Here is a 15,135-nt window from a genome sequence, read left to right as displayed (position 1 = left end):
CGTTCCACCCGGTCGGATACCTGTGCGACCTTACACATTCGAGGTGCTCGTGTCGGCCTCGGCCGAGGTTCGCTCAGTGTTCGCGGGGACCGATGTGACCGTCGTCGGTGATGTGCAGCGCTTCCAATGCCGTGGTCGGCCCGCCGGTGATGGCGACGTCCCAACCGTCCTCCGTGCGCTGCGGCGCGAAGGACATGGCGTCGGTGTCGACGCCCGCGCCGATCAGGTACAGCCGGATCCGGTCGTCGGCCTCCGATTCCAGCAGGCCGCCCGGGGGAGCGTCATGGACCGGCCAGGGGCGACGCCGCCGGAAGCCGAGGCGTTCGATCTCCCGGGCCTGCTGTTCTTCCAGGTTCTCGCCGCGCCCGCGCGCCATAATGCTCCACACCGCGTCGCGCTTGTCCCAGCGGTAGAAGAAGGCGCGGCTGGTCACCTGCAACCGCGCCGAGATCAACCCGGAGTCGATGCGCTGCTGCACGTCGATGCGGGCGCTGTGCCCGTATCGGTCATCGAGCAATACCTCCAGGTCGCGGGTCTTGGCCGACGAATCCTCCCGGGCCCGTGTCACCACGGTCGACGGCATGGCCGCGAATCGCCGTACCAGGTCGTCGAATTCGGTCGGCGGGCCGGAGAATCGGGCGCTGATCTGGTGAATCCGCCCGTTGAAGCCCTTGTCGACGCGGTTGAATCCCTCCCCGACGAGACTGGCCTTCTCCCAGGTCTCCGACCCGTCGAGTTCGGGCTCGAACCCCAGACCCTCGAGCAGCGAGACCAGCTCCCGGGCGCGATGCCCGCCCTGCGCGATCACCGCGGCGGCCTGGCGTTTGCTGATCGGCGTCAGCGTCGAGGCGACCCCGCCCCGATAACCCGTGTACTCCTCGGGACCGATCCGGCGCACGCCCTGAGGAATGAACCACAGTGTTCGCACGGCGACATCCCTTCCGCGTCGGTCCGGCCCCGCAATCTTGCCGCCGACCATAGCCGATCAATAGCGGCGGGGCGCCGCCCCAGTTGATCCTCGGCGCGTTCTGTGGCAGCGTGGCGCGAGATCGTGAGCTGTCACGGCGTGAAAGGCGCTGCCGGACAGCGCATCAGCAGAGCAGGTCAGCGCGTATTCGGGGGCGGTCGTGGCGTCACGGGGGTGTCGGGTTGAAACCACTACCGGGCGAGTGATTCTCGTCGCAGGTGGTCGGCGATGATCTGGGAGCCGCCGCTCGCGGGGACGCTCGGGTGGCTGGTCGGCATGAAATGGCCGGACGGCAACGAGGATTCCATGTGGGGAATCGCCGACGACTGGAAGTCCAGCGCCAAGGATCTGCGCTCGATCGACTCCGACATCGATGACGCCATCGCGGCGGTACGCAAGGCGTATCCGACCGGCGACGGCGGCGACAAGATCATCGAGCAATTGCGCACCATGCGCGTCGGCGACCAGTCGATCGACAAGCTCGCCGAATGGTTCGAGACCATCGCGGGCACCGCGGACAACACCGGAACCGAGCTCGAATACACGAAGCTCATGTTCTATACGACGCTGATCACCCTGGCCGCCGATATCGCGGCGGCCTGGCTGTTCCCGCCGACCGCGCCGATGGCGGAGGGCGCGGCGATCGGCATCGGGCGCATCGCGGTGCGCATCCTGACCCGACGGGCCATCAATTTCCTCGGCAAGGAGGGGCTCAAGGCGACCGAGATCTCGCTCATGCGCTTCGCCTTGCGGCAGACGATCATCGGCGGTGCGCTGGGCGCGCTGCAGGACGGCGGAATTCAGGCGTATCAGCATGAATTCGGTCGGCGGAGCGAAATCAATACACAGCAGTTGCTGCTCTCGGCCGGTGGTGGGGCGGCCGGTGGACTCGTTGCGGCTCCTATCGGTAAGTGGCTTCCGAAAGCACTGGTCAACCCGATTGCCAAGGCGCCGATCAAGCAGATCACCGCGGAGAAGGCCGCCAATTTCCTGGGCGGCGGAATCGCCGGCGGGGTGGCCGGGCTCGCGGGCTGGGCCGTGAGTGGCGGTGTCACGCACAACTGGCATTTCGATCCGCGGGTCGTGACCGCCGGCATCGCGGGCGGCACCTTGCCCGGCGTGGCTCATGAGGGAAAGTCGCCCTGGAAGGGCAGCCCGGACAAGCTCGGAGTCACCAGTCCGAAGGCCGATGGCTCGCCGCTGGCAGTCACGGACAAGCAAGTGCATCCCTCTGCTGCCAAAGACGTTGCACTCACCGGGAATTCACCGCACGAGGCGGCTCCTTCTCATGAGAAGCCCACGGGTGGAACGACTCCGGGTGAGCATCCGCAGGGCAGGCCCGCGGATCCGCAGCCTCGCCCCACCGATGCCGGGGCACCCAAGGATTCCCTCGCTGGAGTACCGAAGGCGGATCCGGTCGCGCAGGTTCCGGTCCAACACGGTCCGGTTGTCGACGCTCGTCCGGTCGAGACTCCACAGAACTCCAACCCGGCGCATACACCGGCGTCGGGCGAACCCAAGCAAGTTCCCGCAGCCGCTCCCCGGACAGAGACACCGGTGGTTTCCCGACCGGAGACCACGGTGGCGCCGCGCGCGGAAACACCGGCTCCCGGCCGCGCCGACGCTCTGGGCACTCACACTCCACCCGCCGAACCGCGAGCAACTCCCGCGGCGATCCGTGACGTGGGGAGCCAGCCAACGCCGATGACGGCCCGGGCTACCGGCCTGGAAGTACCAGCCGGTCGTGCGGATCTCGCGGAACCAGCCCGCGCGGTCGAGTCCACCGCGCGCCCCGAGAGCCGCGAACTCGTCGGTGCGGGTACTGGGCCCGAATCCCGTATCGGTGCACGACCCGAGCACCCTGCGGGGTCGCCGGAACAGCATGGCCCACGGCGCACCAGCGACCCCGATTCGCCGAGGTCCGGCGATCATCCCGTCGGCGAGCAGAGCGCTCGTCATGCCGGCGACCCCACCGCGGAACGTCCTGTGCTGCCCGAGGATTCGCCGATCTCCGAGGCCGAGCACGCGCACGCGCGCGAAGCGCTTCAACAACTACACCCCGACGGCTCGCCCGAGCATCTACTGCACCCGCCGGAAACGGATATCGCGGGCGCGCACAACCGGGCGACCGAGAATCACGAGTGGTGGCACGGCCTGACGCCCGAGCAGCAGCACGCGATGATCAAGGCCCATCCACACGAGGTCGGTAATGCCGACGGTCTGCCCCCGCATGTGAAGGACGAGGCCAACCGACTGGCCATCGCCCGGGACCTGAACGCTCTGCACGAGCAGAATCCGCGCATCGAGAAGTGGACGAGTAGGTTCACCGATCCGGAGAACTTCCGGCAGTGGAAGAACCTCGAATCCACACGCAAGGCACTGGAGGAAGCACACGATCTCGCGGCGAAGTACGCCGACAAGTTCGGCGGCGAAGAACCGCCGGTGCACGTGTTGTCCTACGACTCGAAGGAATTCAACGGCGAGGGCCGGGCGGTCGTGGCCTTCGGCGACACGTCCAAGGCGTCGTCGGTGTCCTTCCACGTGCCCGGCATCACGACCACGGTGCGCAGTCTCGAAGGCAATCTGAAGAACGCCTTCAACCACATGTGGGAGACGACGCAGCGCACCCAGGAACCCGACATGGTCGCCTCCATCGCGTGGATCGGCTATGACGCTCCCAGCGGATTCCCGAAGATCGTCCGCGAGATGACCGACGCCCGCCTGGCGCAACGGGGCGGCGAGCTACTGGCCCGAGATGTGGCCTCCTTCAGCCAAACTCGCCGGCTGGGCGCGGAACTACCCGGCGGTCACCCCACCCCGGATGTGCACCTGTTCGGTCACAGCTACGGTTCCACGACCACCAGCTTCGCGGGCGCGGGCGGCCGCCTGCACGGCGACATCTCCACGATCACGCTGCTCGGCTCGCCCGGAGCCGGTCCGGTCGGCCATGCCGCGGACTTCGGCATCGGCGCGCACAATGTCTTCGTCGCCAGCTCCTCTCGCGATCCGGTGACCTGGATCGGCGCGAACACCCTCGGCGAAATCGGTCGTGTCGCACCGAAACTCGGCATGGGTCTGGGTATGGACCCCGCTATCGAAGCTTTCGGCGCACGCCGGATCGCCGCCCAATTCCCTGGCGGCGTCCACACGTTGAGCGATATCTCGACGCACACGGGCTACTACAACCACATGGATGAGGGACGCTCCGTCCCGAGCGAATCCCTGCACAACTTCTCCCGGATCGCGTCCGGCCAAACCCCGCACCTCTTACCGGAGTACTCGCGCCCCGGCCACGAAGACCTCAACCCCAGGCAACGCACCCTGGGCTCCAGCCCCCACGACCCGGCCCGGTTCCGCGCCCCCGAAACCGAAAGCCACCAGGGCGAACACCCCTACGGCTACGACGACCTGGTCCACTCCAACCGCACCCTGGACCCATCTCCGGTCGCCCCCGAACGCACCCACACCGAAACCAACGACTGCGGCCCTCAGGCGCTGCGCCAGGTCCAAGAACTGACCGGCAACCCCAACATCCACGTCCCCGACGACCCGACGATCGCCGACCACGGCATGACCGCCGCGGAACTCGAGCACGCGGCCGGCGCCCACCTCGACCGCCACGAAACCCTGGGCTCCGTAGCCGACCAACTCCACCGCCTAGGCGACGGCGCAACCGCGCTCGTCGTCGACGAATTCCACGGCCCCACAGACGTCAACGGCGTCGGCGCCCACGCCTACACCGTCACCAACGACGGCGGCCGCCTCGTAGTCCACGACAACGCCGTCCCCGGCGGGCCACACCCGTTCCCGCCGGACCACACCAACGTCAAATCCACCCACGCGATCGTCTTCGACTCGCACGGCAACCCGGTGCGCCCGCTCGAATCTGTCCCGCGGGAGAATCCGGTCGGCCAGCGCCCGGAAGCTCGTATCGGCCAACCGGATTCGCATCCCACTGGACCCGAACACGCGAACCCAGCCCATGGTCCCGACGGCACCGAGCCCGCGCGCCCGAAGCTGCCGGTCGAGGACAAGCCGTACTACGCGAACCCGCGCTACCAAGACCCCACGGCCTCACACGAATACGCCGCGAAGAACAGGATCAGCCACGGCGAGGTCCAAACCATCCGCGACTTCGAGACCGCGAACCATCCCGAGATCTCCCGGCTCACCGATTCCGAACTGGATGCGATCCGTCGTAACCAGGGGTTCAACCTCAACGAGCCGGTCAACGAAGGTACCCGCAACGGCAATCCAATCGCGCTGGCCGACCACGACGTCGAGATCCGCACCCTGGTCTCGGCATACAACAAGCTGCCGGATCATGAGGGGACCGTCTATCGCTCGCTCTACATCGATGATCCGGTCGCTTTGGAGAGGTTTCTCGAGGCCTACTCTCCGGGCAAAGAGCCACCGGTCGACCCCGGATTCGCCTCGGCGGACAAAGACAGCTCAATGCCAGGCGGCAATGTCGAGCTGATCATCGATTCCCACACCGGGAAGGACATCTCCTGGGCCAGTCTCTCCCAAGAAGAGGTTGTCTTCCCGCCAGGCACCCGATTCCAGGTCGAAAGCCGTGACCTCATCGGCGGTAAGTACGTAGTCCGTCTCACCGATATAGGAAGGACCCCCGATGCCCATCAGCCCGGAGGAAATGGAACGCATAGCGCGGAAGGTGCTGGGCCCCACGATGCGGGACGAGATCGAGGACCCGGAACTCCGGGCGAAGCGCGACCGCGACTTGGCGATACTGCGCGAGAAGGACGCGAAGGGACGCCGCCCGGCCACCGAGGACCAGATCAAGATCTGGCAGGCATGGGGCGAGTCGGAGATCGCCCGGATCAACCGGGAACAGGGCGAGAACACCTAACAGGAGAAGATTCCGCGGCTCCCACCCGAGCCACCGAACCCGAACAACGCTCGCCCAGTACTCATTTCGACCCGACCCTGGAGCGTCCGTCGACACTGACGCCCCACCTGGCCTCCCGTTTCGAGGAAATGAGGGCCGCCGCCGGCGAAATCGCGAAGGCCCATTACGAGCCGACGCGCACCGCCGAACTACCCGCGCTCCGTGAAAAATTCGTCGAGATCCTGGACCGAGTGGGCCTCATGGACCCACGCGAGAGCGTGACTCCCTGGCGCCTCCTCAAGGAATACGATCCCGCGCTCGCCCGGTACTTCGAGCAACACCACGAGACGTTGCTCCCCAAGGCAACCGAACCCACCGCGCCGCACGCTCCTGAACCCACCCCTCACGAGACCGAGCCCGCAACCCACCCGACCGAATCACAGAACCGCCCAACCGAATCCGACCACCGCCAGAACGAACCCGACTCACACCAGGATTCGGACCACGGAGCCCCGGACCGCACCCCCACAGAAGATCCGCTTTCCCATTTCGCGGAGCGAACCCCCGCCGGCCTCTCGCTCCACGACGAGCCCGAAATGCGCGAACTGGCCCGCCAGGTCCCCGAGGACCCTCGCTACTTCACGATCGACGCGCACCTGACCGAGCGTGGCACCGTCCTCCTGGACGGTCGCGAATACACCATGGAGCAGCTGGCCACCCGCCTCCGAGAACTCGGCTACGACGGCCGCCCCATCCGCCTGGTCGGCTGCGACGCCGCCTCCACCGAGGCCGCCGCCCGCCTGGCCAAGGCCACCGGACGTGACGTCCTGGCCCCAACCAAACCAGCCTGGACCGACCACGACGGCCGTGTCTACTCCTCCACCGCCGAAATCACCCCCGAGGGCACGCGCCGCCCACGCATCCCACCCGACGGCGATTGGGAGCTCATCCACCCCGACGGCACCAAAACCAAGGTCACTGACGACGGTTTCGTCCCGGGCACCCGTGATGAGGACAAGCACAACCTCAATCCCGAGGATGCCAGGGACCGTGCAGCCCTTCCAGGCGAGCGCGAGCGGCCTGGGAACAGAGATGTCGAGTGGGTTGAACCTGCTTACTCCCACACGGAAAATCGTGTCGTGGAGCCAGGAGAGCCGTTCTACGACCCTCACCGGCCGCCTGACCAGAATCCCGAGCTGTCGCCGAATACCAAGTACACAGTTACTGATTCGGAGGGGCGTCGTACGTACGTTTATACCGATGACAGGGCTGTGATTACGGATATCCACGCATATACGGACAATACGCGTACTGGGTACTCGGATCGACCGGTGGCCAACCCGGACGCAAGTCATCCGTTGCCTGATGTGAACTACAAGGTCGAAACAGGGCATCCGACAGAATTTACATTTCGAACTGATGAAAACTGTGAACCCATTGTTGATTTGAACAGTTTCGATGAACCTAGCGGAGTCAAATATGATCCGCCGAGCGGGGAGAACTACCGGGAGATCCACGACTGGGATCCGGATGCTCATCCCTTCAGCTATCGAAATGATTTGGATCCAGACTGCCGTTATGAGGTTTACAGCAGAAACCCGGACGGGTCAGAGAAGTGGCACGGGACTTTCTACACGTCTCCCGAGCGCACGCCAGGCGGGAAGTCGCAGTTTACTCATATCGATACGTGGACAGATCAAAATCCTGAGCTGGGAAATCGCGATACGATGCGGCCTCACAATCATGACTTTTCGGACGGAAGTGTTCCGGACGGGTTGCCGCTTCCTAACACGCGGTACCGTGTAGATGACCGCCTCTTCCATACGGACGATGTAGGTAATGCTGCGGTATCCTTCAAGCCCGACTATAGTTCGTCGGCGCATCCGAACCGAGATGGTGAGGTCCAGAGGAGGGTCGGTTGGAGAGGTCAGGCCGAGTACCCGGAGCCGTATCGCGGCGGCCACACGCAGGACCACGCCAGTGGATCGGTAAACGAAGCGATTGGTCTCGTTGCGCAGTTGTACCGCGAAAACAATATCCTGAAGACAAGCACCGATCCGCTCAGCACCTATAACGACAGTTGGAGACGTTCGGAGATGGATCGAAAGGGTGCCCACGATTCCGGGATTGAAATCGACCGTGTCCAGGTGTATCCATCCCTGCCGACAAAGGGATTGACTCCCGATTACATTCATTGGATGGAACAGCGTATCGACCCGATAACCCATAAGCCTGTTCTGCATTTCAGAAGCCACATCAACTATTAGATGCCCAGGAGTTGTCCGTATGTCTCAAACGCACCCACACGACCGGCTGGGTCAGCCGCGGTCTGCTCGGCGAGAGCGTGAAGCTCGGGCCGACATGATCATGGATTGGGTCGCGGGAAGGCTGCTGGACAGTGTTGATGACGACTGTGCTCGGGTCGAACTGCAGGTCGCAATGGCGGCGGACCTGCAAGACATCAAGTACTCGGCGTTCAATCGGGATGGATCTGTGCAGCTCCGGGAGATTCCGCAGGAGATACTTCGGGCCTTCCCTGATTTGAGAGATCTCCGTTTCGAGGATGACCTGGGGACGTGGTTTTCGCTGCGGATTCAGGTCGACCCGCCGGAAAACTACAAAGCTACATTCAATTTCACCGTCGATCCGATGTGGCAGCCATCGATTCCGGCGGAGAAGTACTTGGAAGATCTGCAACTGTATCCTCGGTCGGCTGAGGAGATCCCGCGTTGGCTCGAGAATAAGATCAATCCGAATTATCCACTCCCGGACGTTTCTCCCGGTACGCTCCCGGAAATTGTGGCACGAACAAAGGCTGCATCGCTGCAGCTGCGCTTGGCGCTCCCTCAGGGTTGGAAATATGCGCAGGTCAAGTTCAATGAGGTTGGGGGATACTTCGAGGCGTCAGCTTTGGTGCAAGATATCTCCGGCCAAATGACGCCCTGGTCTCCGCCGGTCGAGGTCAGTGAGCGGTTCAGCGAATTGCGCGCGGCTTCCCGTGGTCGACCAGCGATTTGGTACACGGCGCGAGTTGAACTCTGGTACAGCGGCGAAGAGGATTTTCAGACGTTTGGTTCTGAGGAACCGCAATGGAGTTCGAATCCTCCGGCGGGAGCATTCGACGAAGAGTTACGTCGCGCCGAAGGGTTCGACTACGAGCTGCCGAATTGGCTGAATGATCATCGTGCTGATTGAGCCTTCCAGGGCCGCACTGAGTTAAACAGGTTCAGCTGAATGATGTTGATCGGCAAGCTCATTCGTTGTGCATACGAAGGGAAGGAAGATGGGCGAACGTTCCGATCCATCGGCTTTGCGGTTTCTGATCGGGTACGAGTTGCGGGTCGCGCGCGAGCACGCACGGGTGAAGCAGGGCGAGGCCGCGAAGGCGATCGGGTGCAGTCAGCCGAAGATCGTCGCGATGGAATCCGGGAAGTATCTGCAGCAGCCGGATGACGTGACCGCATTGCTGAGGCTGTCCGGCGCTGATGTGGCCCAGGTCGACCGGCTCGCGTCGCTGGCCGGCCAGGCCGATCAGAAGACTTGGTGGGCACCGTTTTCCGAGGTATTGCCGAACTGGTTCGAGACATTTGTGGGTCTGGAAGGCCTCGCTCGGAGCCAATTCATCTATCAGACAGTCACATTCACTGGACAACTGCAAAACCAGCGCCTACGCCACCGCTCTGCATGAGGGCAGCCCACTGGTCGCGTCAGTGGACGTGCCGCAGATTGTGCGCGCCAGAATGGCCCGACAGCGGCTGACCGGGCCTCATCCGATGAGCTTGAGTTCCGTCATCGAGGAAGCGGTCCTCGATCGGGTGGTCGGCACTGCGGAAACGATGCGTGAGCAACTCGAGCATCTTTCCCGGCTGATGAAGTACGACCACATCGACATTCGCATCCTGCCGACCAGGAAGTATGCCCATGCCGGGAACGTCACCGAGTTCACGCTGCTGCAGTTCGCCGAGGCGCAGACCGTCGGCTATATCGAGTACCCGACCGGTGCGCTCTACCTGCAGGATTACGATGGGGTCGCAGTGTACGAGATGCTGGCCGAGCAGCTCCTTGCGGCGGCGTTGTCGAAAAGTGAATCCGCCGAACTGATCAGGAGTCGGGCGGCCGGGTTGAAATGAGGGAGTCGGCCGATGGCCCCGGTCAGTCCTGTCAGGTGGCGCAAGTCCAGCTACAGCGGAAGTAACGGGGGGCAATGCGTCGAGGTCGCCATCGCACCCGGGGTAGTGCGGATTCGTGACAGCAAGTACTCCGGATCGCCGGAATGCCGACCGATCATCACCGTGCCGGACTGTCTATGGGGCGATGTGCTCGACTTCGTCCTACGCGGAAGCGCGGGTGAAGTCGGTATGGGACTGACTGTCGAGATCGGCTCTGACGGCGGCGTGACCTTGAGGGACGGGGATGGAACCGAGTTGGCGTTCACGGCCGCCGAGTGGGGCGCATTCGGGAAGGGGATTGTGAACGGCGAGTTCATCGCCTCGTAGGGCTTCGCTCCCGCGGCCTGTGCAATGCTGATGGTCATACTCTGGGGCGGAGGTTTCATACGTGAGTGCTGAATTCGACGAGCTACCACGGCTCGCGCGCGTCTATGACGGTCGCGACGACAGCGGGCGTCCGATCGCGGTCAGGGAGCCGCTGCCCGCAGATCTGCGCGACCGCATCCTCGCCTACCTCAACTCCGCGCCGATCGTTCTGGCCGCACGCAGCTTCGAGGTGGACGAATTCGCACCATCCGATCGCGATGTGCCGCTGACCTTCCGGACCGACGGTGTCTGGATCTGGGCCGGCGCGGTGTCCCACTACCTCCGTAAGCATGCTCTGCCGCCGGATCCGGAGTTGGTGCGCCACATCATCACTCGCGACTACGAGCTCGGTGAGGTCAGTGCGGAGGCCAAGGACGTGGCCGTTCGCGTCATCACCACGGGATAGCCGTGTGCTGCTTCATCCGCGCTGTTGATTGTCTGTATTGAGCTGTGCTGCAGCCTGATTGATTGCGGTTGCGAACTCGAAGGTCAGTCGCATGACTTCGAGGTACGCGGCAGAGTCTCGATCGTGGACGCCTCGGATCCAGCAGATAACCGCTCCCTCGTTGACCCGGATTCGGGCGGTGGGGGCGATCTGGACGATGGAGTAGGCCGCGGCCATGACCGGGCGGGTCAGGAGTTGGCGGGCCTGGTCGGGGTGGTTGGGGGTCAGGCCGAGGTACCAGCGGTCGAATTCTTCATTGCCGCTGGAGAATCGGCGGTGTTCGACCGACTTCTTGTTGAACTCGAGGAGCCACTCGCCTTGGGTGGAGAGCAGGTCCAGCCTGTCCACGGAGCGGTCGACGCCTTCGATGACGACGGCGGTGTGGCGCCAGGTGGTGATCATGTTCTGGAACATGGTCTCGTGTTCGACCAGAAAGGTGGTGTACGGAGCGCCGGCCGCCTGGCCGTGGATGGGAGCTTTGTACTTGGCCTTCGACGGATATGGGCACAGCCCGATTCCCGCGTGCTGCTCACGCCACTGGGGCGAGGGCCAGTCGACGGCGCCGCCCATCGCGGCCGCCATTGCCTCTTGTCTTTCCCGGTCGCGGGCGTTGCCGGAGATATTCAGCGCCACCAGCGCGACGACGACGATCACTCCGATGACAATGGCAATGGCCATGAATCCCCCTCAGCACTACCGCGGATCACGATTGCCCCCGCAGTCGAATATCGAACCTGCGCAGGCAGCCTACCCACGTCGCTGGTGAACGGCTCGGCTGGATCGGGCTCCACGCAACCGGTTAGGCTGCGATCACGTCCACCTGGGAGGGGAGAGCGATGGCCGACGACGACTTCACCGGACTCAATGGCGAGAGCAAGAAGGGCGTCCTGTTCAACCGTGAAGCCGCGCAGACGATGGCAGATCAGGCCGCGGCGATGCTCGCGTCAGTGAATGCCGCCATCGGCAAAGCCCCACAGGCCGATCTGGGCGCGCTGAATCAGCGGCATTCGGGTGACGAGCTTGCGAAGAAGTTCAACGAGGCCGCGAAGAAGCTGGTCGAGACGACCCTGAAGGAACATCAGGAGGTGCTCACCAAGATCGGCGAGTCTTTCGTGGGCGCGGCGCGGTTGTACGTTGACACCGATCAAGCCTCGGCCACGGCCTTTTCCGGTGATGACGCCCGCGTGAAGTTCGAGTCGATGGTGCCGAAGCCGGGGCAGCCGGGGTTGGCTGTCTCGCCGGTGCACGTCGATTCGGTCAGCATGCCGGGATGGGGTCAATCGGGTCGAGGGAACAAGTACACGTGGTCCGGTACTTCTTCGGATGACTACGGCAATCTGCTGGCAGGGACTGACAAGCAATCGGCGCTCTCGGGGAAAGCCAGCGGGGTGGAGCTGGATCCGAAGGGAATCACCGGGGAGCCCGGCGCCCAATACGAATGGGACGACTTCCACAATCATTGGCAATACATCAACGATTCAGGAGTTCTCGGGAAGCTCGAGGCTTACGCACAGTCGTGGAACACGGCGAGCGCGTACCTGAAGGCCCAGATGACCACCTTCCAGACCGCCAACGACAAGTATCTGACCGGCTATCAAGGCGATACGTCGAAGATGAACGAGGTTTGGGCTTCAGACGGAGCAAAGCTGGCGCAGCAAGGGATAACGAACTACCTCAAGAGCGTGAAAACCCTCACCGACGGCATGGATCTGATGGCCCTGAACCTGGCTTTCGCGCAGGGCTGGTTGAAGAAGCTGCAGAACTTCCTGCCCTACCACAGCATTTCCCAGACCACGGTAACCACCGCCACCCGCGGCGGAGCTGTCACCACGCACATTTCGAAGCGTGATGTCGACGAGGCGATGACGAAGATGCGGCAGGCCTGGGACAACTGGTATGTCGAAGGCGTCAAGGATTCCAGCGCCGCCGTACCCATGCTGAAGAACCCCAACGACGCCATCACCGTCCAGCCGCAGCAGGTGCAACCGGGACCGAACCCGAATCCGTCTGGAAACCCCAGCGGCAATCCGACCGGGGACCCTAGCGGCACTCCGCAGACACAGGTGCCGAACCTGGACAACAGCCCCACCCAACCGACGACTCCGACCACGCCCACCACGCCGACGGACAAGAACCCGACCACTACCACCGATACCACCCTGCAAACACTGATCACGCAGGCGAGCACGGTGTTGCAGGCCGGGATCACAGCGGTGGAACAAGGGGTGGAGAAGGTCGCGTCGGCGATTCAGACCGGTCTGCAGACCGCACAGACGACCCAGACCACAAAGCCGACCGAGGACCTGCAGAATCAGCTGACGCAACAGTTGCAGAATCTGGGCCTGCTACCGAACACCAACACTCCGTCCGGATCTCCGACCGGAGGCAGCCCGTCGGGCACGCCTACCGGCACAGGCTCGCCCCAGACGCCTAAGACCCAGCTGGCTCCGCGTTCCGCCAATCCGACATCTACGACCGAGACGGATAAGGAAGTGGCCACGACATCGCGCGCGGGACTCGCCGCGACGACTTCGTCCTCGTCCACCGGGTCGTCCGGCGGGATGGGTGGTTCGCCGATGGGGGCGGCAGGTGCGCAGGGGCAGGGTAAGGAACACAAGCGTCCGCAGTTCCTCACCAACCTGGACAATCTCGAGGCAGTCCTGGGTGAGGCGCCGGCAGCGGTCACCCCGGTGGCCGAGAAATGACGGTGCAATGGCGGTTCACAGAGGCCGAGTTCTATGTGCTCTGGATGGATCGGGTAGGTGTGGAGCCGCCCGAGCCCTTCATGTTCACGTCGGCGACGAGGACTGCGGACGAGTTCGACCTGGAAATGCGGGAGGCGCGAGAAAGTCTGAGCCACAAGCTCGGTGGTGACTTCTCGACGGTATTCGACGCACTGACGAATCCGGATCTCTTCCTGACCGGATACGGGTGGGACGACCAGGATCGGTGGGGAACCGACTTGATGGTGCGCGTCCATGCGGCCCGCAAGGGCCCGAAAGGCTATGTGATCAGCCAACTGCCGGGCGCAACATATTGGCGTCGGGGTGGCTATACGGTGGCCGAATGTGATCCGCTGCGACTTGCCGATGCTGTTGTCGAGGCAATGCCCACCGGTGACCGGGGCGGGCGGGGAGACATCGGGCTGGTCACCGACGAGCAGAACATCGATCACGACTTCGGCCGGTCGGCCATTGCTGCGGCGCCGGACACTGCGGTATCCAGAGCCCGTGAATTCCTCGAGGCCCCAGCCTCGAACGCCGGTGAAATCCACATCGTCCAGGGGAGTTCGGTATTCGGGCCGCGTGGGATCACCCGCCACCAGGTGCAGTTCCGGGATCTTGTGGACGACGGCCGCTATGCCATCGTCGACAATCCGGAGCGGGCACTCGCTGTGGACAAGGCCAGATTCATCTCGGTCATCAATAGCTACGTCGCGGCTGTGGTCCAGGTGATCAAGGACGAGCGCGGCTGATCGATCGCTGAAACCGAAATGTTCTTGTCTGGCCGGACTGGCCTATGGTACTCATACGCAAAGCTAACTGGGAGGGAGTTCGCCGTGACTGAGGTGGGGGCGGTCAGTTCTGGTGCTGGTGAGGGGGATTGGGCCTCGCTGGTGGTTGCCAATACGACCGGGTCGATTCGGGTGCGGACTACCAATCAAGGTCTGCCGTTGGCCGTGAAGGTTGAATCGGCTGAGTTGCATCGGGATCCGGGGCAGTTGGCGGGGGAAGTGTTGCGGCTTTGTCAGAAGGCTGCCAATCGGGCCGGGCTCGCGCTGCGGAAGCAGTTGGAGGAGGCCGGGGTTGATGCGGCGGGGCTGGCTCGGGCGGGGCTGCCTACCGAGGCGGATGTGGCTCGGCAGGAGATTGTCGAGGAGCAGGACTACGATACTGAGCCGCAGAGTTGGCTCAGGACGGTGTGAGAGGGGGGCTCGTGGTTTCGTCGATGGATGAGTTGCAGGAGCAGGTGCGGCGGCAGCTGTATCGGTTTCAGGACTTGGCGGATCAGATGGCGGCCGTGCGCGGGCGGGAGACGTCCGAGGACGGTGCCGTGACCGCGGAGGTCGACGGGAACGGGGCGCTCAAGGACCTGCAGTTCAGTAGTGCCGTATCGCGAATGACGCCTTCGGAGTTCGAGCAGGCCGTGGTGACGACGGCGGCGCAGGCGGCGCGGCGGGCGTTCGAACGGCGGGCCGAGATCGTCGATCGGTTCAATGAGGAGATGGCCGAGTAGGCCGGTCTGTTAACAGAACTTTGAGCCAGAGTTTGCATCTTGCGGTCTGGCACAAGAAATTTCGTGCTTGTAGTCTGAGCAAGATCAAGGGTACTGGGAGGGA

Annotated in this window: 12 protein-coding genes; 10 read left to right on the top strand and 2 right to left on the bottom strand. The window is 63.7% G+C overall.

Going from position 1 to position 15,135, the window contains the following annotated elements:
* Positions 1 to 73: 73 nt before the first annotated feature.
* Positions 74 to 928, bottom strand: a complete 855-nt coding sequence (locus ABZ382_RS15755; RefSeq protein ID WP_357089024.1) for a hypothetical protein — start codon at positions 926 to 928, stop codon at positions 74 to 76.
* Positions 929 to 1,195: 267 nt separating this feature from the next.
* On the opposite strand from ABZ382_RS15755, the gene ABZ382_RS15750 reads away from it, so the two are divergent.
* From ABZ382_RS15750 to ABZ382_RS15725, 6 genes are all read left to right on the top strand, one after another.
* Positions 1,196 to 8,083: an alpha/beta hydrolase gene (locus ABZ382_RS15750; protein ID WP_357089022.1), complete on the top strand. Its 6,888-nt coding sequence runs from the start codon at positions 1,196 to 1,198 to the stop codon at positions 8,081 to 8,083.
* A gap of 94 nt (positions 8,084 to 8,177) precedes the next feature.
* Positions 8,178 to 9,011, top strand: a complete 834-nt coding sequence (locus tag ABZ382_RS15745; protein ID WP_357089020.1) for a hypothetical protein — start codon at positions 8,178 to 8,180, stop codon at positions 9,009 to 9,011.
* Positions 9,012 to 9,099: 88 nt separating this feature from the next.
* Entirely contained in the window at positions 9,100 to 9,504 is a 405-nt protein-coding gene (locus ABZ382_RS15740) for a helix-turn-helix transcriptional regulator (protein WP_357089018.1), read from the top strand.
* Between the two features lie 22 nt (positions 9,505 to 9,526).
* Positions 9,527 to 9,946: a DUF5753 domain-containing protein gene (locus tag ABZ382_RS15735; protein ID WP_357089015.1), complete on the top strand. Its 420-nt coding sequence runs from the start codon at positions 9,527 to 9,529 to the stop codon at positions 9,944 to 9,946.
* 12 nt (positions 9,947 to 9,958) lie between these two features.
* Entirely contained in the window at positions 9,959 to 10,312 is a 354-nt protein-coding gene (locus ABZ382_RS15730; protein ID WP_357089013.1) for a DUF397 domain-containing protein, read from the top strand.
* 61 nt (positions 10,313 to 10,373) lie between these two features.
* Positions 10,374 to 10,757 (top strand): hypothetical protein, encoded by a 384-nt coding sequence (locus ABZ382_RS15725; protein ID WP_357089012.1) that lies wholly within the window; start codon positions 10,374 to 10,376, stop codon positions 10,755 to 10,757.
* Positions 10,758 to 10,769: 12 nt separating this feature from the next.
* On the opposite strand, the gene ABZ382_RS15720 is transcribed toward ABZ382_RS15725, so the two are convergent.
* Positions 10,770 to 11,474 carry a hypothetical protein gene (locus ABZ382_RS15720; RefSeq protein ID WP_357089010.1) on the bottom strand — a complete coding sequence of 235 codons (705 nt, stop codon included), beginning with the start codon at positions 11,472 to 11,474 and terminating at the stop codon, positions 10,770 to 10,772.
* Between the two features lie 158 nt (positions 11,475 to 11,632).
* Here ABZ382_RS15720 and ABZ382_RS15715 point away from each other — a divergent pair, with 158 nt between their 5' ends.
* The 4 genes from ABZ382_RS15715 (at position 11,633) to ABZ382_RS15700 (ending at position 15,032) form a co-directional block, all read left to right on the top strand.
* Positions 11,633 to 13,501, top strand: coding sequence for a hypothetical protein (locus tag ABZ382_RS15715; RefSeq protein WP_357089007.1), 1,869 nt, complete (start codon positions 11,633 to 11,635; stop codon positions 13,499 to 13,501).
* Positions 13,498 to 14,271, top strand: coding sequence for an ESX secretion-associated protein EspG (locus ABZ382_RS15710; protein ID WP_357089004.1), 774 nt, complete (start codon positions 13,498 to 13,500; stop codon positions 14,269 to 14,271). The genes ABZ382_RS15715 and ABZ382_RS15710 overlap by 4 nt, the downstream gene beginning before the upstream one ends.
* A gap of 84 nt (positions 14,272 to 14,355) precedes the next feature.
* Complete coding sequence (locus ABZ382_RS15705) at positions 14,356 to 14,721, top strand: hypothetical protein (RefSeq protein ID WP_357089002.1); 366 nt, start codon at positions 14,356 to 14,358, stop codon at positions 14,719 to 14,721.
* Between the two features lie 23 nt (positions 14,722 to 14,744).
* A complete protein-coding gene (locus ABZ382_RS15700) occupies positions 14,745 to 15,032 on the top strand; it encodes a YbaB/EbfC family nucleoid-associated protein (protein ID WP_357088999.1) in 288 nt (95 codons plus the stop codon).
* Positions 15,033 to 15,135: the final 103 nt, after the last annotated feature.

The organism is Nocardia sp. NPDC005825 (assembly GCF_040630175.1).
Classification (GTDB): Bacteria; Actinomycetota; Actinomycetes; order Mycobacteriales; family Mycobacteriaceae; genus Nocardia.
This window is presented reverse-complemented; position numbering and strand designations above follow the sequence as displayed.

Bases quoted from the DNA above. Each gene is read 5' to 3' on its own strand.
- ABZ382_RS15750 (WP_357089022.1), top strand. From the start codon at position 1,196: ATGATCTGGGAGCCGCCGCTCGCGGGGACGCTCGGGTGGCTGGTCGGC.
- ABZ382_RS15745 (WP_357089020.1), top strand. From the start codon at position 8,178: ATGATCATGGATTGGGTCGCGGGAAGGCTGCTGGACAGTGTTGATGAC.
- ABZ382_RS15740 (WP_357089018.1), top strand. From the start codon at position 9,100: ATGGGCGAACGTTCCGATCCATCGGCTTTGCGGTTTCTGATCGGGTAC.
- ABZ382_RS15730 (WP_357089013.1), top strand. From the start codon at position 9,959: ATGGCCCCGGTCAGTCCTGTCAGGTGGCGCAAGTCCAGCTACAGCGGA.
- ABZ382_RS15720 (WP_357089010.1), bottom strand. From the start codon at position 11,474: ATGGCCATTGCCATTGTCATCGGAGTGATCGTCGTCGTCGCGCTGGTG.
- ABZ382_RS15715 (WP_357089007.1), top strand. From the start codon at position 11,633: ATGGCCGACGACGACTTCACCGGACTCAATGGCGAGAGCAAGAAGGGC.
- ABZ382_RS15710 (WP_357089004.1), top strand. From the start codon at position 13,498: ATGACGGTGCAATGGCGGTTCACAGAGGCCGAGTTCTATGTGCTCTGG.
- ABZ382_RS15700 (WP_357088999.1), top strand. From the start codon at position 14,745: ATGGATGAGTTGCAGGAGCAGGTGCGGCGGCAGCTGTATCGGTTTCAG.